Raw genomic sequence first — 18,135 nt, 5'->3', positions numbered from 1 at the left:
TAGGAGTTTCCATGCCCCCTCCAAGGGGCTTCGCGTGCTCAATCACCCTCCTGGTTCACACGAGTCGCGCACTCCGGAGGACAGGAACAGGATCAAGGAACGCTGACGTCGCGTCACGGGCGGCGTTGCCCCTCTGCTCCCCTGAAGGAGATGTGCGCAGTATGACCACCACGTCGGAAAAGGTTTCGGAACAGCTGGCGCGGCAGGTGTCGAAACGGGTCTCGCAATCCGTCTTCGACGGCTCCCGTCTCCGGGTCGTCCTGCTGGTGGACGTATACGACGGCGCCCAGCAGCAGTTCCTGGAGGCCTACGAGCAACTGTGCAACCAGGTCGCGTCGGTGCCCGGCCATGTCAGCGACCAGTTGTGCCAGTCGATCGAGAACCCGTCCCAATGGCTCATCACCAGTGAGTGGGAGAGTGCCCCGCCGTTCCTCGCCTGGGTGAACAGCGAGGAGCACGTCCGCATGGTGGAGCCGCTGCACAGCTGCGTCCGGGACACCCGGTCGCTGCGCTTCCACATCGTGCGCGAGACGGGCGGCGAGGCGGCGGCCGCCCCCGCGGGCCGGCGCCGGCTCCAGGCCTCCCCGAGGATCGGCGACGGCGTGATCCGGCACGCGCTCACCTTCACGGTGAAGCCCGGCAGCGAGGCGAAGGTCGCGAAGATCCTCGCCGACTACGCCTCGCCCCAGGCACGGGTCGACGAGAACACCCGGCTGTGCCGCACCTCCCTGTTCATGCACGGCAACCGGGTGGTACGGGCCATCGAGGTGCGCGGAGACCTGCTGGCGGCGCTGCGCCACGTCGCCCGGCAGCCCGAGGTCAGAGCGGTCGAGGAGGCCATCAACCCGTATCTGGAGCAGGAGCGGGACCTCAACGACCAGGAGTCGGCGCGGGTGTTCTTCACCCGGGCGGCGCTGCCGGCCGTGCACCACGTCACCGCGGACGAGCTGGTCGAGGGCGAGCGGCTCGCGCTGTACTACCCGACCCGGCCGGGCCGCGGGATGGAGCTGGCCCAACTGCTCGCGCAGGGGGACGAGGCGGCGGCGGAGGACCCGCGCAGCCCGGTGCTGCGCAGCACGATCTTCCAGCGGGACGACGTCGTCGTACGGCTGGTCGACCACCGTGCCGGCGTGGCCGTGGACGTCGCCCCGGCGGCCCCGCTGACCGCGCTGCTGGACGGCGAGGTCGTCCGGATGCAGCTCGTCACCGACCGGCGCTCGCCGGACGCCTGAGACCCACAGCCGCACCACACTCACGGAGGACTGTCGTGATCAAACCCCTTCCGAAGATCGTGGACCTCAGCGAGGTCGAGCCCAACACCCGGCGCGGCGGCGATCTGCGCGCCATGCTCACCCCGGCCACGGTGGGCTCGACCAGCGGTTTCATGGGCGTGGCCATCGTGCAGCCGGGCGACCGCATCGGTGAGCACTACCACCCGTACTCCGAGGAGTTCGTGTACGTCGTCTGTGGCCAGCTGGAGGTGGACCTGGACGGCGAGCCGCACCCGCTGCGGCCCGAGCAGGGCCTGATGATCCCCATGAACATGCGCCACCGCTTCCGCAACGTCGGCAATGTGGAGGCGCGGATCGTCTTCCACCTGGGGCCGCTGGCCCCGCGACCGAGCCTCGGCCATGTCGACACGGAGGAGACGGAGCCGGTGGCCGTCGCCGCCGAGGCGGGGCAGGCCCGATCATGACCCGGCGCGTGGCGGTGACCGGTATAGGCATCGTGGCCCCGGGCGGGATCGGCGTGCCGGCGTTCTGGGATCTGCTCGCCGAAGGCCGTACCGCGACGCGCGGCATCACGTTCTTCGACCCCGCCGGGCTGCGGTCGCGGATAGCAGCCGAGTGCGACTTCGACCCCGCGGCGCACGGTCTGGACGCCGAGCAGGTGGAGCGGGCGGACCGGTACATACAGTTCGCCCTGGTCGCCGGGGAGGAGGCGGTCCGGGACTCCGGTCTCGACATCGCCCGGGAGGACCCGTGGCGGGTCGGGGTCTCCCTGGGGACCGCCGTCGGCGGCACCACCCGCCTGGAGCACGACTACGTCCTGGTGAGCAGCCGCGGGCAGCGCTGGGACGTGGACCACCACAAGGCGGAGCCGCAGCTGCACCGGGCGTTCTCGCCGAGCACCGCGGCCTCCGCGGTGGCGGAACGTTTCGGCGCTCAGGGTCCGGTGCAGACGGTGTCCACCGGCTGCACCTCCGGACTCGACGCCGTCGGATACGCCTTCCACACCGTCCAGGAAGGCCGGGCCGACATATGCATCGCGGGGGCCGCGGACTCGCCGATCTCCCCGATCACCATGGCCTGCTTCGACGCCATCAAGGCCACCTCCCCGAACAACGACGACCCCGAGCACGCCTCCCGGCCCTTCGACAACAACCGTGACGGCTTCGTCATGGGCGAGGGCGGCGCGGTGCTCGTCCTGGAGGAACTGGAGCACGCCCGGGCCCGCGGCGCCCGCGTCTACTGCGAGTTCGGCGGCTACGCCACCTTCGGCAACGCCTACCACATGACCGGCCTGACCAAGGAGGGCCTGGAGATGGCGCGGGCCATCAAGACCGCCCTCGACCAGGCCCGGCTCGACCCGACGGCGATCGACTACGTCAACGCCCACGGCTCCGGCACCCGGCAGAACGACCGCCACGAGACGGCGGCCGTGAAGCGGGCCCTCGGCCACCACGCCTACGACACCCCGATGAGCTCCATCAAGTCCATGGTGGGGCACTCCCTCGGGGCGATCGGCGCCATAGAACTGGTCGCCTGCGTGCTGGCCCTCGCCAAGCAGGTCGTACCCCCCACCGCCAACTACGAGATCCCCGACCCCGAGTGCGACCTGGACTACGTCCCGCGGGTCGCCCGCGAACGCCGGCTGACCAGCGTGCTGTCCGTGGGCAGCGGGTTCGGTGGCTTCCAGTCCGCGGTGATCCTGACCCGGCCGAGGGAGTGAGGACACGATGAGCGAACCACAGGACCGGCAGGCGGCCGTCACCGGTATCGGGGTGGTCGCGCCCAACGGCACCAGCACCGACACCTTCTGGAAGGCCACCCAGGAGGGCCTCAGCGTCCTCGACCGGATCACCCGCGAGGGCTGTGAGCACCTTCCCCTCAAGGTGGCCGGCGAGGTCCGCGCCTTCGACCCGGCGGCCACGATCGAGGAGCGCTTCCTCGTCCAGACCGACCGGTTCACGCACTACGCCATGGCCGCCGCCGACTTCGCGCTCGACGACGCCCGGCTCGGCCAGGCCGACACCCCGGACGCCCCCTACTCCATCGGCGTGGTCACCGCCGCCGGGTCCGGCGGCGGCGAGTTCGGCCAGCGCGAACTCCAGCAGCTGTGGGGCAAGGGCAGCCGGTTCGTCGGGCCGTACCAGTCCATCGCCTGGTTCTACGCCGCCAGCACCGGCCAGGTCTCCATCCGCCGCGGCTTCAAGGGACCCTGCTCGGTCGTCGCCTCCGACGAGGCCGGCGGTCTCGACGCCCTCGCCCACGCGGCCCGCGCGGTGCGCCGCGGCACCGACGCGATCGTGGCCGGCTCCACCGAGGCACCGCTCGCGCCGTACTCGATGGTCTGCCAGCTCGGCTACGAGGAACTCAGCCGCGAGAGCGACCCGGCCCGCGCCTACCGGCCGTTCACGGAGGGCGCCTGCGGGTTCGTGCCGGCCGAGGGCGGCGCGATGCTCGTGATCGAGGCGGCGGGCACGGCGCGCGACCGCGGCGCCGACGTCCGGGCCCTCGTCGCCGGACACGGGGCCACCTTCACCGGCGCCTCCCGCTGGACGGAGTCCCGCGACGGCCTCGCCCACGCGATCCGGCAGGCCCTGCGGGAGGCCGGCTGCGCCCCCGAGGAGGTCGACGTCGTCTTCGCCGACGCCCTCGGCGTGCCGGAGGCGGACCGGGCCGAGGCACTGGCCATCGCCGACGCCCTCGGCGAGCACGGCACCCGGGTGCCCGTCACCGCCCCGAAGACCGGAATCGGCCGGGGATACTGCGCCGCCCCCGTGCTCGACACCGCGGCGGCCGCGCTCGCCCTGCAGCACGGCCTGATCCCGCCGACGCCGAACGTCTTCGACGTCTGCCACGACCTCGACCTCGTGACCGGCCGCGCCCGGCCCGCCGAGCTGCGCACGGCACTGGTGCTCAGCCGCGGGCTCATGGGGTCGAACTCTGCGCTGGTGCTGCGGCACGGCGCCGCGCAGTGAGCACAGCAAAGGAGGAAAGCGCATGTCCCAGATCACCGTGGAAGAACTCGCCGCGCTGATGAAGAAGGCCGCCGGAGTCACCGTCAGCCCCCAGCAGCTCCAGGAGAAGCCCGACACCGGCTTCGACGTCCTCGGCGTCGACTCGCTGGGCCTGCTCGGCATCGTCGGCGAGCTGGAGAACGCACACGGCACCCCGATGCCGGTCGACGCGGAGCGCTGCAAGACGCCCCAGCAGTTCCTCAACCTCGTCAACAGCACCCTGATGGCAGGAGCCTGAGATGGCAGGACACACCCAGAACGAGATCACCATCGCCGCCCCGCTGGATTTGGTCTGGGACATGACCAACGACCTGGAGCGCTGGCCCCAGCTGTTCAGCGAGTACGCGTCGGTGGAGGTCCTCAAGAGAGAGGGCGACAAGACGACGTTCCGGCTGACCATGCACCCGGACGAGAACGGCACCGTCTGGAGCTGGGTCTCCGAACGCGAACCGGACCGCGACAGCCTCACCGTCACCGCCCGCCGCGTCGAGACCGGCCCCTTCGCCCACATGAACATCCACTGGCGGTACGAGGAGGTACCGGCCGGCACCCGGATGGTGTGGACCCAGGACTTCGCGATGAAGCCGGACGCCCCCGTCGACGACGCCTGGATGACCGACAACATCAACAAGAACTCCAAGGTCCAGATGGCCCTGATCCGCGACAAGATCGAGAAGGCGGCCGCCGGTCACCGGCCCGCCCCGGCCCTGGCCGACTAGCCGGACGGAGGACACGACCGTGCACCAGGCCCTGATCGTCGCCCGCATGGCCCCGGGTTCCGCCCCCGACATCGCCAAGGTGTTCGCGGAGTCGGACCGCGGAGAGCTGCCGCACCTCGTCGGAGTCGTCCGGCGCAGCCTCTTCCAGTTCGGCGATGTGTACATGCACCTCATCGAGTCCGAGCGCGAGCCGGGACCGGCCATCGCCAAGGTCACCTCGCACCCCGAGTTCAAGGAGGTCAGCGAGCGGCTCTCGGCGTACGTCAGCGCGTACGACCCGGAGACCTGGCGGTCCCCGAAGGACGCGATGGCACAGCGCTTCTACCTCTGGGAGCGCGACGCCGGCGTCTGATCCCCCTCCCGGACACCGGTGCCGGGCCCGCCTCCGATGCGGGCCCGGCACTGGTGTGCGGCGAGGATGCGCAGCTCACATGGGGATCGTGCAGTCGAACGCGTGCAGATAGGGGTTGACCGGCCGGATCTCACCGACCGTCAGGCCCGCCGCCTCCAGCCGCCCGACCATGCTCTGCGTGGTGTGCTTGGCCCCGCCGACGTTCAGGAGCAGCAGCAGGTCCATCGCGGTGCTGAAGCGCATCGACGGGGTGTCGTCGACGAGGTTCTCGATGACCACGACCCGCGCGCCGGGGCCGCCCGCCTCGACGACGTTGCCCAGCAGCCTGGCCGTGGACTCGTCGTCCCACTCCAGGATGTTCTTGATGATGTAGACGTCGGCCTCGACCGGGACCGACTCGCGGATGTCACCCGGCACGATCCGCGCCCGCTCCGCGAGGTCGCCGCCCGGACGCAGCCGGGGCAGGGCGTTCTCCACCACCCGCGGCAGGTCCAGCAGCCAGCCCCGCATCGCCGGGTACTTGTCGAGCAGGCTGGCCACCACGTGTCCCTGCCCGCCGCCCAGGTCCGCCACCGACCTGCTGGCGGACAGGTCCAGCAGCGCGGCGACATCGCGCGCCGACTGCTCGCTGGACGTGGTCATCGCCCGGTTGAAGACATCGGCCGACTCCGGGGCGTCCTCGTTCAGATAGACGAAGAACTCCTTGCCGTAGAGGCCCTCGACGACGTTGCGGCCGGTGCGCACCGCCTCGTCCAGCTTCGGCCAGGCGTCCCACGTCCAGGGCTCGGTGCACCACAGCGAGATGTCGCGCAGGCTGTGCGGGTCGTCCTCGCGCAGCAGCCGGGACATCTCGGTGTGGCCGAACCTCCCGTCCGGGTGCTCGGCGAAGACGCCGTAGCAGGACAGGGCGCGCAGCAGCCGGCGCAGCGGCTTCGGCTCGGTCTTCACCGCGGCCGCGAGGTCCTCCACGGCCGTCGGAGCGTCCCCGAGGGCGTCGGCGACCCCGAGCCGGGCGGCCGCGCGGACGGCGGCGGCGCACGCCGCCCCGAACACGAGCTCTCTCAGCCGCATCGACGGCGGCGGGGACGGGGGTGCGCCCTGCGCGCAGGGAGCCGAGAGCTCGGGGGATGGTGCGGTCATGTGCCGCCTTCCTTCCTTGCCTGGGTGGGGTACGGCGCCTGGGTGGGGTACGGCCGTCCGGTCAGCACAGACCCGCGGGCTTCGAGGCCCCGCAGACGTTGCGCTGGAAGACGTTGCTGCTCTTGGCGGCTTCCTGGTTCACGAGGTCGGCCGGGCCGTTGCCGCCCAGCCGGTTGCCCGAGATCCGGTTCCGCTCGCTCGTGGCGCCCACGAAGCTCTTGAACAGGACGATCCCGCCCGACAGCGGGGACGCTCCGGAGTTGGCGCCGACCACGTTGTGCGTCACCACGGTGTCCTCGGCGCCGGTCAGGATGATGCCGGAGCCCTGCAGGAAGGGCAGCCGTGCGGTCGCCGCACAGTACTTGTTGTTCCGTTCGATGAGGTTGTGGCTGACCGTCAGGGCGCCCGTCTTCGGCTTGTTCTCGTCGCCGACGACGAAGACGCCTGCGCAGTTGCCGGTGATGTAGTTCTGCTTGACGGTGAGGTTGCGCAGCCGGCGGACGGTGATGCCGATCCGGTTGTCCTCCAGCCGGTTCTGTTCGAGGACGGTGCCCCCGGTGTCGGCGGCGCCCTGCTCGGCCGTGATGGTGTTGGCGAGGAACAGGCCGGCGTCACCGTTGGACCGGGCGATGTCCTGCCGGTAGACACTGCGGGTGGAGCGCTCCTCCGCGATGCCCCACTGGCCGTTCTTGTCGGCCGTCACCGCGCGCACGGTCAGGCCGTCCGCGCCCACCGCGACCACACCGATCTTGGAGAAACCGGTCACGGTCAGGTCGGCGACGGTGACGCCCCGGACAGGCTGGTTCTTGGCTCCGACCACACAGATGCCGTTGCCCTGCCCCGCGCAGCTCTTCCCGGCCTTCTCGGTGCTCCCGGCCTTGTCGGCGGCCGGTTGGAGCACGGTGTCCGGGCCCACGCCGCGCAGCGTGATCCCGGACGTGGTCACCTCGACGCTTTCGTGGTACGTGCCGGCCTGCACGAGCACCGTGTCGCCGGACCGCGCGGCGTCCACCGCCTTCTGGATCGACTCACCCGGATGCACGACGTGCACCTGGGGATCGGCCGACGCCGGGGCGGCGCCGAGGAGCGCGCCGAGGACTGCGGTGCTGCAGGCAATGTACGGGATATGGCGTTTTGTCACATTCGGAAGGCTAGGAGCGCATGAGCCGATTACCGGCAGGATGCTCCGTTCGGCGGCGTGTCAGCGGCCGGTCCGCGCCACACCGGCGGCCGGACGTCCCGGAAACGGCCGCGCCGGCTTGCTAGCTTCGCGAGCTGTCGAAGAGGTCCCGGCCGCCGTGTGCGCAGGCGGGGCAGGACGGAGCGGAGGCAAGGTGACGGGCACGAGCGAACATCCGGACGGGCCGACGGCCGCCCCGGTCGGGCGCAGAGGCTTCCTGGCAACGGCCGCCCTGGCCGCCACCGCACCGGTCCCGGGCACCGCTCCGGCACCGCCGCCCGCTGTCGCACCGGCAGCCGCAGGGCCGCCCGACGGTCCGGCTGCCACGCCCGGCGCCGCGCCGGGCTCGCTGCCCGGCTCCGGGCCCGGCCGCGGCTCCATGGCCCGTCTGCTCGCCGTGCCCGAGGGCGACCGCGGGATCGAGTGGATCCGCGCGGCCCTGGACATCGCCGTGCGGCTCGAACTCGCCACGATCCCGCCGTACCTGTGCGGCTGGTGGTCGGTCAGGGACCGCCGCGGCGAGGCCGCGCGGCTGATCCGGCGCATCGTCGGCGACGAGATGTACCACCTGGGCGTCGTCTGCAACCTGCTCGTGGCCGTGGGCGGGCGGCCACGGATCAGGGACGCGGCGCTGCACTATCCCGGCCCGCTGCCCGGCGGTGTGCGCGCCGGGGTGCACGTGTACCTCTCGGGCCTCACCAGGGACTACGTACGCGACGTGATGATGGCGATCGAAGCCCCCGAGGCCCCGCTCGCCCGCACGGCGGCCCACTCGCCCACCATCGGCGGCTTCTACGGCGACCTGCAGGAGGCGTTCCGGCGCACCGCGCCGTATCTGTCGGCCGAGGGACAGCTCTCCGACCGCATCGGCTCCGACGTGCTGGAGCCGGTCACCGGCCTCGACGACGTCGACCGTTCCCTGGAGATCGTCAGGGAGCAGGGCGAGGGCACCACCAGCTCCCCGGCCAACGCCTTCGAGGACGACCACCCGGCGCACTACTACGCCTTCGCGGAGATCTACCACGGGCGGCGGCTGAGCCGGACCCCCCAGGGCTGGCAGTTCACCGGCGCGTCCGTACCCTTCCCCGACGCCCGCCCCATGGCCGCGGTCCCACCCGACGGCTGGCCCCGCCCGCCGGCCCAGGTCCAGCGGCTGCTGGACCAGTTCGACAGCACCTACTGGGCGGTGCTGGACTCCCTGGACGAGGCGTGGGGCGGCGGTGGCGGCCGCAGCCTGGGCGCGGCGGTACGCGCCATGCGCGCCATGGAGGACCCGGCAGTGGAACTGATGGAGACCCCCCTCCCCGACGCCCCGGGCACCTACGGCCCCCAGTTCCGGCCCAGCTGATCCGGCGGGGTGGTGTAACGGTCAGCGGCCCTTCGGCATCCGCATGCCCTTGGGCATGGGCCCCTTCGGCACCGGCATGTTGCTCATCAGGTCCCCCATGGCCCGCAGCCGGTCGTTGGTGGCCGTCACCTGGGGACCGGTGAGCACGCGCGGGAACTTCAGCAGCGTCGTGCGCAGCTTCTTCAGCTCGACCTGCCCCTCGCCGCTGCCGACGATCACGTCGTGTACCGGCACGTCCGCGACGATGCGGTTCATCTTCTTCTTCTCGGCGGCCAGCAGGCCCTTCACCCGGTTCGGGTTGCCCTCGGCGACCAGCACGATGCCGGCCTTCCCGACCGCCCGGTGCACCACGTCCTGGCTGCGGTTCATCGCCACCGCCGGAGTGGTCGTCCAGCCCCGGCCGATGTTGTCCAGCACGGCGGCCGCGGCGCCCGGCTGGCCCTCCATCTGGCCGAAAGCGGCCCGCTCGGCCCGGCGGCCGAACACGATGGCCGTCGCCAGCAGAGCGATCAGCAGGCCGAAGATGCCCAGGTAGATCGGGTGACCGATCAGGAAGCCGATCGCGAGGAAGACACCGAGGGTGCCGATGCCGACGGCCGCGAGTACAAGACCGATCTTTTTGTCGGCCTTGCGGGTCATCTTGTACGTGAGAGCGATCTGCTTCAGTCGCCCTGCGTTCGCGGCGTCCGCCGCGGTTTCCTTCCTCGCCATGCCACGAAGTCTACGTGCCCCCGGGAGTGCGGACGACGGCAGTGCCCGGGGCGGCGCGGGTCAGGAGCGGTCGGCGGCCTGCTCCAGGACACGCTGCGCCTCGACCCGGTCCTTGGCGCGCCGGCGGTCCTCCAGCACGGAGGTCCACGCGTTGCGGCGGGCGGTGCGCTGGCCGCCGCTCATGAGCAGGGACTCGACGGCGCGGAGGGCATCGGTGAAGGACGGGATGGCGGTGGCGCGTACGGGCGCGGCCTGCATGATCGAGGTCCCCCCTCGGATCGGATGGTGTACGGGGCGTGATACCAGAGTCACTGATTGGTGTTACCAGGGCGTGTCCGACCGGTCAAACGCCAATGAAGCCTTGATACAGAGCCCTGAAACGCTGACGCGGCCCTGATGCCCGCCCTCATCAGCGAGGACGGTCAGGACCGCGTCGACTCGGCCATTACTGGCCGGTAAGTGCTTGTGCGTGAATTCACACGCTGGGCTCACACCGCCTGGACGGCGATGTAGGAACCACGCTTCTCGATCGCCATCCGGTACAGGCGCCCGGCACGGTAGGACGACCGCACCAGCGGGCCGGACATCACACCGGAGAAGCCGATCTGCTCGGCCTCCTCCTTCAGCTCGACGAACTCCTGCGGCTTGACCCAGCGCTCGACCGGGTGGTGCCGGACGGAGGGGCGCAGGTACTGGGTGATGGTGACCAGTTCGCAGCCCGCGTCGTGCAGCTGCCTGAGCGCCTCGCTGACCTCCTCGCGGGTCTCGCCCATACCGAGGATCAGGTTGGACTTGGTCACCAGGCCGTAGTCGCGGGCCTCGGTGATGACCTTCAGGGAGCGCTCGTAACGGAAGCCGGGGCGGATCCGCTTGAAGATCCGCGGGACCGTCTCGACGTTGTGCGCGAAGACCTCGGGGCGGGCGGCGAAGACCTCTGCGAGCTGCTCGGGAACGGCGTTGAAGTCGGGAGCCAGCAGCTCCACCTTCGTACGGCCGCCCTCGCGGTCCGCCGTCTGCTGGTGGATCTGGCGCACGGTCTCGGCGTACAGCCAGGCGCCGCCGTCCTCCAGGTCGTCGCGGGCGACACCGGTGATGGTGGCGTAGTTCAGGTCCATCGTGACCACGGACTCACCGACGCGGCGCGGCTCGTCGCGGTCCAGGGCCTCGGGCTTGCCGGTGTCGATCTGGCAGAAGTCGCAGCGCCGGGTGCACTGGTCGCCGCCGATGAGGAAGGTCGCCTCGCGGTCCTCCCAGCACTCGTAGATGTTCGGGCAGCCGGCTTCCTGGCAGACCGTGTGCAGGCCCTCGCTCTTCACGAGGTTCTGCATCTTGGTGTACTCGGGGCCCATTTTCGCCCGGGTCTTGATCCACTCGGGCTTGCGCTCGATGGGGGTCTGGCTGTTGCGGACCTCCAGGCGCAGCATCTTGCGTCCGTCGGGTGCGACTGCGGACACGACCGGCTCCCTAAGCTTTGATTCTTCGGCGTACACCAGCGTACGCCCGTGCTCTGCACGCCCTGGCGGTGAGGCCAACCCCACAGCCGCAGGGCGCATTCCCCCCGGCGGTGGATCAGGCGGAGGCCTTCTCGATCTCCCGCGGCTTCAGTTCCGCGTGCTCCAGGATGTCCCTGAGGTGCTTCTCGACCACCGGCAGGACCTCCTCGATCGTGACGTCCCGGCCCAGCTCGCTCGCGAGGGAGGCCACGCCCGCGTCCCGGATGCCGCACGGGATGATCCGGTCGAACCACTTCATGTCGGGGTTCACGTTGAACGAGAAGCCGTGCATGGTGACGCCCTTGGCGACCCGGATGCCGATCTGGGCGATCTTGCGGTCCTCGCGGCGCTGGCCCGCGTTGGAGGGGGCGTACTCGGGACCGTTCAGCCGCGGGTCGAACTCCTCGTCGGCGAGGCGCGGGTCGAAGTCCAGGGACAGCCCTCCCAGGGCCGGCCGCTGCTCGACCGGGTCGCCGAGCACCCACACGCCGCTGCGGCCCTCGACCCGGGTGGTCTCCAGGCCGAACTCGGCGCAGGTGCGGATGAGGGCCTCCTCCAGGCGCCGGACGTGCGCGACCACGTCCACCGGGCGCGGGAGCTTCTGGATCGGGTAGCCCACCAGCTGGCCGGGGCCGTGCCAGGTGATCTTGCCGCCGCGGTCCACGTCGACGACCGGGGTGCCGTCCAGCGGGCGCTCGCTGTCCTCGGTGCGCCGGCCGGCGGTGTACACCGGGGGGTGCTCCAGGAGGATCACGGTGTCCGGGACCTCGTCGGCGAACCGGGCCGCGTGCACCCGCCGCTGCTCGTCCCACGCCTCCTGGTAATCGACGGCATCCGCACCGAACCCCATGCGGACGAACCGCAACTCACTCACGGCAAGCGCCTCCCTCAGCGACCGGTGTGTCAGGCACATAGCGCGCCCACGCCACTGTACGACCGACCGGCGTACGTCAGCCCTGCGGGCGTTCCTCACACGATCGGATGAATGCGGGGGGAAGACTGTGATCACCTGTTCACTCTCCGCTACATTCACGCCGTTCGTGCGGCCATAAGGGCTGCTCAAAGGCAATCCGGGCACTTCAGAAGCACGGAAGGCAGGAGACCGCACCGCAGATGACGGACCGACCCGCGCAGCGCACCCCCAACCGCCAGCTCGCCGCGCTCATCGCAGAGGCGGGGTTCTCCAACGCGGGTCTGGCTCGTCGCGTCGACCAGCTCGGCCTGGAGCACGGGCTGGACCTCAGATACGACAAGACCTCGGTCACCCGCTGGCTGCGCGGACAGCAGCCGCGCGGTACGACCCCCGCCCTCATCGCCGAGGTGTTCACACGCCGGCTCGGGCGCCGGCTCACCGCCCAGGATCTGGGCCTGGACGCGTGTGCGCCGGTGTACGCCGGGCTGGAGTTCGCCGCCACCCCGGAGGAGGCCGTCGACATCGTCAGCGGGCTGTGGCGCAAGGACTCAGGCAGCCACGCCGAGCTGCGCAAGATCGCCTTCACCCCGGCGGGGCTCGTGGTGCCCAGCCGGGACTGGCTGATCGGCAAGCCGGACGACAAGGTGGCCCGCGAACAGGCACCCCGGGTGCCCGCGCAGGGTCGCCCGGCCCCGGCCAAGCCCCAGGTCCGGCCGGTGCTGCCGGTTCCGCCCCGGGCCCGCGGACAGGCCGAGCGGGCCCCCGGCCACAAGGTCACGGGCGGTGACATCAATGCGCTGCGCTCGGTCGGCGAGCTGTTCCGCACCCTCGACGACCGGTTCGGCGGCGGCCACGCCCGCCAGGCCCTGGTGCGCTATCTGGAGCACGAGTGCGAGCCGATGCTCCGCGGCACCTACGACGAGCAGACCGGCCGCCGCCTGTTCGCCGCGGCGGCCGACCTGACCCGGCTCGCCGGCTGGACCTCGTACGACATCGCCGCGCACGGGCTCGCCCAGCGCTACTTCGTGCAGGCCCTGCGGCTCGCGCAGGCGGCCGGTGACCGTGCGTACGGTTCGTACGTCCTGGTCACCATGAGCCGCCAGGCCGTCTACCTCGGCCACGGCAGGGAGGCCGTGCAACTGGCCCGGGTCGCCCAGCAGGGCGCGGGCACGGGTGGCCCGCCGGTCGTGCAGGCGCTGCTGCACGCCTCCGAGGCGAGGGCGCACAGCGTGCTCGGCGAGGTGCGGGCGTGCACGGCGGCGCTCGTGCGGGCCGAGCGCGCCCTGGAGGCGGCCCGGCCCGGCGACGAGGTGCCGTACTGGGCCAAGTTCTTCGACGAGGCGCAGCTCGCCGACGAGTTCGGGCACTGCCACCGGGATCTGCAGCAGTTCCGGGCGGCCGCCCAGCACGCCGAACGCTCGCTGCAGCTGCGGGCCCCCTCCTACGCCCGCAGCCGCCTCTTCTGCCGGGTCGTCCTCGCCACGGCCCGCCTCGGGCTCGGCGAACTCGACCAGGCGTGCGCGCTTGCCGCCGAGGCGGCGGGGCAGGCCGCGGAGATGCGGAGCGCTCGCGCGGTGGAGTACGTGCGGGACTTCGAACGCCGGCTGGAGCCGTACCGGGACGCGGCACCGGTCAGGGGGTACCGGGAGAAGGTGGCGGCGCTGGCATGAGGGCGGGCTGAACAGGGTCCGGCGCCACCGGTCGGGTGACCGGCGGTGCCGCACTCTCCTACGCCGCCCGCGGCAACGTCGGTGCCGGGTCGGCCCGGTGCAGGGAACCAGCTGCGCCCAGGTCGGCCAGGATGGCGCTCGCGGCCCTGTGGGCCGAGTGGAGGGCGCCCTGGACCGTGCTGGTGTCGCGGTGGTCGCCGCAGACGTACAGGCCCGCCAGGAGGCGCACGGGGCGGCGCAGGTCGTGTGGGGGGCGCATGGCCGGGACGGCCTCCGGGGTGTGGTGGACCGCCAGCGTCTCCCAGCGGCGCGTCGAGGTGCCGTAGAGCCGGGCGAGGTGGATGCGCACCGCGGTGTCGGTGCCCTCGGGCGGGGTGCCCAGCACCGTCGAGGAGATCAGTACCCGGCCGACCGGCGCCCGGCTCGGGTCCACGCTGCTGAGCACCGCCGTGTGTGCCACCGGCCCGCCGCGGTCGGCGTCCAGCAGCAGCGAGGTACCCACCGAGAAGGCCGCCGCCGGATCGTCGGTGGTGTGGTGGACCACGGTCACCGGGTGGAAGTCCGGCACCCGCAGGCCCGGCAGCAGCTCCGCCGCGGCCCGTGCGTCCGTCGCCAGCAGCACCGCCCGGCAGCGGATCTCGCCGTGCTCGGCGGTCGTCACCGCGGTCGTGGAGACCGACGTGACCCGCACCCCGGTGTGCACGGTGCCGGGCGGCAGGGCCCGCGCCAGCAGCACCGGCAGCATCTCCGCGCCGCCCTCCGGCACACACAGCCGGCCGCTCGCGAAGGCCCGCAGTGCGAGGTCGGCACACCGGCTGGAGGTGCTGAGATCCGGGTCGCACAGCAGCGTGGCGAGCAGCGGGCGCAGGAAGCCGTCGATCGTGCGCCCCGGCATCCCGCGCTGGGCGAGGGCCTGTCCGGCGGGCATCTCCGGGCGCGCCAGGATGCGTTCGACCGGGGTGGTGGCGATCCGGCCGAGGGCGGTGCCGAGCCGGGCCTGGTCGACCGCGCCGCCCACCGGCGCGCCGACCCGGCCCGGGGTGGCCGCCGGCCCCCTGGGGGCGCTTGCAAGGGCGCGCACCACATGGAGTGCGCCCCTTGCGCTCCCTCCGGCCGCCGGTGCGCCGGCGCGCTGTGCGCGTCCGTCGCGGTGCAGCAGGACACCGGGCGCGAAGGTGCGCAGCACCAAAGAGTCCAGGCCTGGGGTGATGCGGAGTTCGGGGTAGGACGTGGACAGCAGCTGTCCGATGCGGTCGAGCCGGAAGCCGTCGACCTTCTCCGTCGACATGCGGCCGCCGACGTACGGGGCGGCCTCCAGGACTGCGGTTGAGATTCCTGCGCTGGTCAGCCGATGAGCCGCCGAGAGTCCGGCGATTCCGGCTCCCACGATGACGACGTCCACCTGGTACGCGGGCTCAAGCACGAGGCCCCTCCTGTGGTTGCGCGGCCGGTGGAGACGTCATGCCCCCAACTGGCTCCGGGGATACCCGAGTTCGGGTCGAGGTTAGGGCCGTGATCGGTCGCAAACAGTCGCGCATCAACAGGGCACGGTCGCATGGAGGTCGCATACGGTCACGTCTGTTCGCCCGTGTTGCAGGTTCTCCTCTCAGCCCGCGGAGCGGATCGCGTCATCGATACCAGGGAAGGCGAAACGGAACCCCGCCCCCAACAACCGCTTCGGCACCACCCGCTGGCTCCCCAGCACATCCCCGGCCAGCTCGCCCAGCACCGCCCGCAGCACCGGTGCGGGCACCGCGAACGGCGCCGGGCGGCGCAGCACCCGTGCCATCGCCGCCGTGATCTCACGGTTCGTCAGCGGCTGCGGGGCCGTCAGGTTGAACGGCCCGGACAGCGTGCCGTGGTCGATGAGATACCGGAGCGCGGCGACCTCGTCGTGCAGCGCGATGTACGACCAGTACTGCCGCCCGTCACCCAGCCGCCCCCCGAGCCCCGCCCGGAACAGCGGGAACAACCGCCCCCACGCACCGCCGCCCCGCGCCACGACCAGACCCGTCCGCGCGAACACCGTCCGCACGCCGGCCTCCCGCGCGGGCGCCGCCGCCTCCTCCCACTCCACGCAGAGCGACGGCAGAAAACCGTCGCCCGGCGGCGCGTCCTCGTCCACCACCCGGTCGCCGGTGTCGCCGTAGATGCCGATCGCGCTGCCGCTGACGAACACCCGCGGCGGCTCGGGCAGCGCGGCCACCGCCTCCGCCAGCGCGGCCGTACCCAGCACCCGGCTGTCCCGCAGCAGCCGCTTGTACGACGGCGTCCAGCGCCGGTCGCCGATTCCCGCCCCGGCCAGATTGACCACCGCGGCACAGCCGCTCAGCCCCGCCGCGTCGACGTACTGCCCCACGGGGTCCCAGCAGACCTCGTGCGGGCCCGCAGCCGCCCGGCGCACCAGTCGCACCACCTCGTGCCCGTCCGCGGTCAGGGACCGCACCAGGGCGCTGCCGATGAGCCCGGACGCGCCGGCCACGGCGATTCGCATACGCTCCATGGCCCCAGCATGCCCGCGGCCCCGGCAGGCCCGCCCGAAATACGCGTGAGGCGCTCCGGCCGCCCGCCGTAAGGTGATCGCCATGCCGGAGCCGTACATACGCATCGCCGTGGCCGCCGACGAAGAGGAACTGGCCGTCCTCGACCGGGCCACCTGGTCCACCCTGCACGCCGTGTCGCCGCGACCGGAGCCGCCGTACAAGCCGTTCTTCGACGAGCGCCACCTCCCGGGGGACTACCTGGTCGCCGAGACCGAGGGGCGGCTGGTCGGCTATGTCCGCATCGCCCGCCCGACCCCGCTGGCTTCCAACGCGCACGTCCTGCAGATCCAGGGCCTCGCCGTCGCCGAGGAGGCACGCGGGCGGGGGCTCGGGCGCGCGCTGATCCGGGCCGCCGTCGAGGAGGCGCGCGGGCGCGGCGCACGGCGGCTGAGCCTGCGGGTGCTCGGGCACAATGCCCCGGCCCGCGCGCTGTACGCGTCCGAGGGGTTTGTTGTCGAGGGAGTGCAGCCGGGGGAGTTCCTCCTCGACGGCGCCTACGTCGACGACGTGCTCATGGGCCGGCGGCTGTGACCCCCTCCGCTCGCTAGGAGCTGACCAGCTGCCCCGTGTCCACCGGCACTGTCGCCCTGGCCGCGCGCCGGGCGTCGCCCGCCACCTCGTCCGCCGTCAGCGCGTACCCCGTCTCGGCGTTCGAGGTGGAGCGGGCGAAGACCACGCCGAACACCTTGCCGTCCGTGGTCAGCAGCGGGCCGCCGGAGTTGCCCGGCCGGACCGTGGACCGGATCGAGTAGATGTCCCGGGTGACCACGCCGTCGTTGTAGATGTTCTGCCCGGTCGCCCGCACCCGGCTCGCCACCGTCGCCGCCTGCAGGTTCAGGCTGCCGTCCTGCGGATAGCCCGCCACCACCGCCGCCGCGCCGCGCACCGCGCCCGTGTCGAAGCGCAGCACCGGGGCCCGCAGATCCGGCACATACAGCACCGCCACGTCCCGGTCGGGGTCGAAGAGCACCACCCGGGCCCCGTACGACCGCCCGACGCCGCCCACCCGCACGCTCGGGTGGTCGATGCCCGCCACCACGTGCGCGTTGGTCATCACATGCCGCGCGGAAGAGACGAACCCGCTGCCCTCCCGGCCCTCGCTGCCCGAGACGCCCTCGATCTTCACCGTGCTCAGCTTCGCGGCGCGCGTCGCGGCCGGGGTGACGCTGTCACCCGTGGGCCGGGCCACCCGGGCCGTCGACTCGTTCTCGAACGGGTTGAAGACCTGCGGGAAACCCGCCTCCGTCAGCGCCGACGTGGCCCGTGAGAACCACGCGGGCGTGGTGTCCGGCATCGCCTGCTGCACCGCGCCGAGCAGCGTCGAGTTCCGTATCGCCGTGGTCAGGGTCTGCGAGGGGGCCGCCGCCAGCACGCTCGCCGCCACCCAGGCCACGATCAGCACCGCGACCGAGTTCGCCGCCGCGCCCCCTATCCCGTCCGCCACCCGCAGCGGACCCCGGTCCAGCTCCCCGCGCAGCCGCAGCGCCAGCCGGCCCGCCAGCTCGTGCCCCAACACCGCCGGCACCAGCACCGTCACCACCGCGAGCACCGTCGCCTGCGCCGTACCCCGCTCCACCAGGCCGGTCACCCAGGGCAGCACCCATACGCCGACGACGGCACCGCCGACGAACCCGGCCAGCGAGACACAGCCGGCGACCAGCCCGCGCCGGTAACCGGACGCTGCGTAGACGAGGATGACCAGCACAAGCACCAGGTCGAGCAGGTCCACGGAGCCGCCTTTCTCTCGGACCCCTCAGTACGGACGGGACGGGCCCGGTGATCAGTCACCCGTACGGGCACGGCCACCGGGCGTCGAACCGGCC

Annotated in this window: 19 protein-coding genes; 10 read left to right on the top strand and 9 right to left on the bottom strand. The window is 72.2% G+C overall.

Annotation, left to right across the window (positions count from 1 at the left end):
* The first annotated feature begins 161 nt into the window (after positions 1-161).
* The 7 genes from ACIGXP_RS30150 to ACIGXP_RS30120 are packed head-to-tail and all read left to right on the top strand — an operon-like array spanning position 162 to position 5,314.
* On the top strand, positions 162-1,232 hold the full coding sequence (locus ACIGXP_RS30150; RefSeq protein ID WP_363218065.1) for a SchA/CurD-like domain-containing protein: 1,071 nt from the start codon (positions 162-164) through the stop codon (positions 1,230-1,232).
* Between the two features lie 35 nt (positions 1,233-1,267).
* Positions 1,268-1,696 carry a cupin domain-containing protein gene (locus ACIGXP_RS30145; RefSeq protein ID WP_363218064.1) on the top strand — a complete coding sequence of 143 codons (429 nt, stop codon included), beginning with the start codon at positions 1,268-1,270 and terminating at the stop codon, positions 1,694-1,696.
* Entirely contained in the window at positions 1,693-2,952 is a 1,260-nt protein-coding gene (locus tag ACIGXP_RS30140) for a beta-ketoacyl-[acyl-carrier-protein] synthase family protein (protein WP_363218063.1), read from the top strand. The genes ACIGXP_RS30145 and ACIGXP_RS30140 overlap by 4 nt, the downstream gene beginning before the upstream one ends.
* Positions 2,953-2,959: 7 nt before the next feature.
* Positions 2,960-4,204, top strand: a complete 1,245-nt coding sequence (locus ACIGXP_RS30135; RefSeq protein WP_363218062.1) for a ketosynthase chain-length factor — start codon at positions 2,960-2,962, stop codon at positions 4,202-4,204.
* 22 nt (positions 4,205-4,226) lie between these two features.
* A complete protein-coding gene (locus ACIGXP_RS30130) occupies positions 4,227-4,481 on the top strand; it encodes an acyl carrier protein (protein WP_351244748.1) in 255 nt (84 codons plus the stop codon).
* A gap of 1 nt (position 4,482) precedes the next feature.
* Positions 4,483-4,962 (top strand): SRPBCC family protein, encoded by a 480-nt coding sequence (locus ACIGXP_RS30125; protein WP_363218061.1) that lies wholly within the window; start codon positions 4,483-4,485, stop codon positions 4,960-4,962.
* A gap of 19 nt (positions 4,963-4,981) precedes the next feature.
* Positions 4,982-5,314 carry a TcmI family type II polyketide cyclase gene (locus ACIGXP_RS30120; protein WP_356938060.1) on the top strand — a complete coding sequence of 111 codons (333 nt, stop codon included), beginning with the start codon at positions 4,982-4,984 and terminating at the stop codon, positions 5,312-5,314.
* Between the two features lie 75 nt (positions 5,315-5,389).
* Here the strand turns inward: ACIGXP_RS30120 and ACIGXP_RS30115 are convergent, their stop codons facing one another.
* A complete protein-coding gene (locus ACIGXP_RS30115; RefSeq protein ID WP_363218059.1) occupies positions 5,390-6,454 on the bottom strand; it encodes a methyltransferase in 1,065 nt (354 codons plus the stop codon).
* Positions 6,455-6,515: 61 nt separating this feature from the next.
* Entirely contained in the window at positions 6,516-7,595 is a 1,080-nt protein-coding gene (locus ACIGXP_RS30110; RefSeq protein ID WP_399773638.1) for a nitrous oxide reductase family maturation protein NosD, read from the bottom strand.
* Between the two features lie 193 nt (positions 7,596-7,788).
* Here ACIGXP_RS30110 and ACIGXP_RS30105 point away from each other — a divergent pair, with 193 nt between their 5' ends.
* Positions 7,789-8,982 (top strand): ferritin-like protein, encoded by a 1,194-nt coding sequence (locus tag ACIGXP_RS30105; protein ID WP_399773636.1) that lies wholly within the window; start codon positions 7,789-7,791, stop codon positions 8,980-8,982.
* Between the two features lie 21 nt (positions 8,983-9,003).
* Here the strand turns inward: ACIGXP_RS30105 and ACIGXP_RS30100 are convergent, their stop codons facing one another.
* The 4 genes from ACIGXP_RS30100 to lipB all read right to left on the bottom strand — a co-directional run bounded on the left by ACIGXP_RS30100 (position 9,004) and on the right by lipB (position 12,060).
* Positions 9,004-9,693, bottom strand: a complete 690-nt coding sequence (locus tag ACIGXP_RS30100) for a DUF4191 domain-containing protein (RefSeq protein WP_363218056.1) — start codon at positions 9,691-9,693, stop codon at positions 9,004-9,006.
* A gap of 60 nt (positions 9,694-9,753) precedes the next feature.
* Entirely contained in the window at positions 9,754-9,951 is a 198-nt protein-coding gene (locus ACIGXP_RS30095) for a hypothetical protein (RefSeq protein ID WP_069781302.1), read from the bottom strand.
* A gap of 230 nt (positions 9,952-10,181) precedes the next feature.
* The gene (gene lipA, locus ACIGXP_RS30090) at positions 10,182-11,147 is read right to left on the bottom strand and encodes a lipoyl synthase (protein WP_363218055.1); all 966 of its coding nucleotides are present in this window, start codon (positions 11,145-11,147) and stop codon (positions 10,182-10,184) included.
* Positions 11,148-11,262: 115 nt separating this feature from the next.
* Complete coding sequence (lipB, locus tag ACIGXP_RS30085) at positions 11,263-12,060, bottom strand: lipoyl(octanoyl) transferase LipB (protein WP_363218054.1); 798 nt, start codon at positions 12,058-12,060, stop codon at positions 11,263-11,265.
* A gap of 239 nt (positions 12,061-12,299) precedes the next feature.
* Here lipB and ACIGXP_RS30080 point away from each other — a divergent pair, with 239 nt between their 5' ends.
* Entirely contained in the window at positions 12,300-13,769 is a 1,470-nt protein-coding gene (locus tag ACIGXP_RS30080) for a regulator (protein ID WP_399773632.1), read from the top strand.
* A gap of 58 nt (positions 13,770-13,827) precedes the next feature.
* Here the strand turns inward: ACIGXP_RS30080 and ACIGXP_RS30075 are convergent, their stop codons facing one another.
* Together ACIGXP_RS30075 and ACIGXP_RS30070 are read right to left on the bottom strand one after the other, a co-directional pair.
* Complete coding sequence (locus ACIGXP_RS30075; RefSeq protein ID WP_399773629.1) at positions 13,828-15,192, bottom strand: NAD(P)/FAD-dependent oxidoreductase; 1,365 nt, start codon at positions 15,190-15,192, stop codon at positions 13,828-13,830.
* Between the two features lie 183 nt (positions 15,193-15,375).
* Positions 15,376-16,272 carry a TIGR01777 family oxidoreductase gene (locus ACIGXP_RS30070; protein ID WP_399773626.1) on the bottom strand — a complete coding sequence of 299 codons (897 nt, stop codon included), beginning with the start codon at positions 16,270-16,272 and terminating at the stop codon, positions 15,376-15,378.
* Between the two features lie 82 nt (positions 16,273-16,354).
* Between ACIGXP_RS30070 and ACIGXP_RS30065 the strand changes: the two genes are divergently transcribed.
* Positions 16,355-16,843, top strand: coding sequence for a GNAT family N-acetyltransferase (locus tag ACIGXP_RS30065; RefSeq protein WP_399773624.1), 489 nt, complete (start codon positions 16,355-16,357; stop codon positions 16,841-16,843).
* A gap of 13 nt (positions 16,844-16,856) precedes the next feature.
* Here the strand turns inward: ACIGXP_RS30065 and ACIGXP_RS30060 are convergent, their stop codons facing one another.
* A complete protein-coding gene (locus ACIGXP_RS30060; protein ID WP_399773621.1) occupies positions 16,857-18,041 on the bottom strand; it encodes a MarP family serine protease in 1,185 nt (394 codons plus the stop codon).
* Positions 18,042-18,135 lie beyond the last annotated feature (94 nt).

It is taken from the genome of Streptomyces sp. NPDC053069, assembly GCF_044546895.1.
Taxonomy (GTDB): domain Bacteria; phylum Actinomycetota; class Actinomycetes; order Streptomycetales; family Streptomycetaceae; genus Streptomyces.
Note: the sequence above shows the minus strand (reverse complement) of the source record. Positions and strands in the feature narration are given on the sequence as shown.

Excerpts from the sequence above, each read along its gene's own strand:
- ACIGXP_RS30150 (WP_363218065.1), top strand. The coding sequence starts at position 162 with ATGACCACCACGTCGGAAAAGGTTTCGGAACAGCTGGCGCGGCAGGTG.
- ACIGXP_RS30140 (WP_363218063.1), top strand. The coding sequence starts at position 1,693 with ATGACCCGGCGCGTGGCGGTGACCGGTATAGGCATCGTGGCCCCGGGC.
- ACIGXP_RS30135 (WP_363218062.1), top strand. The coding sequence starts at position 2,960 with ATGAGCGAACCACAGGACCGGCAGGCGGCCGTCACCGGTATCGGGGTG.
- ACIGXP_RS30130 (WP_351244748.1), top strand. The coding sequence starts at position 4,227 with ATGTCCCAGATCACCGTGGAAGAACTCGCCGCGCTGATGAAGAAGGCC.
- ACIGXP_RS30125 (WP_363218061.1), top strand. The coding sequence starts at position 4,483 with ATGGCAGGACACACCCAGAACGAGATCACCATCGCCGCCCCGCTGGAT.
- ACIGXP_RS30115 (WP_363218059.1), bottom strand. The coding sequence starts at position 6,454 with ATGACCGCACCATCCCCCGAGCTCTCGGCTCCCTGCGCGCAGGGCGCA.
- ACIGXP_RS30100 (WP_363218056.1), bottom strand. The coding sequence starts at position 9,693 with ATGGCGAGGAAGGAAACCGCGGCGGACGCCGCGAACGCAGGGCGACTG.
- ACIGXP_RS30095 (WP_069781302.1), bottom strand. The coding sequence starts at position 9,951 with ATGCAGGCCGCGCCCGTACGCGCCACCGCCATCCCGTCCTTCACCGAT.
- ACIGXP_RS30080 (WP_399773632.1), top strand. The coding sequence starts at position 12,300 with ATGACGGACCGACCCGCGCAGCGCACCCCCAACCGCCAGCTCGCCGCG.
- ACIGXP_RS30070 (WP_399773626.1), bottom strand. The coding sequence starts at position 16,272 with ATGGAGCGTATGCGAATCGCCGTGGCCGGCGCGTCCGGGCTCATCGGC.
- ACIGXP_RS30065 (WP_399773624.1), top strand. The coding sequence starts at position 16,355 with ATGCCGGAGCCGTACATACGCATCGCCGTGGCCGCCGACGAAGAGGAA.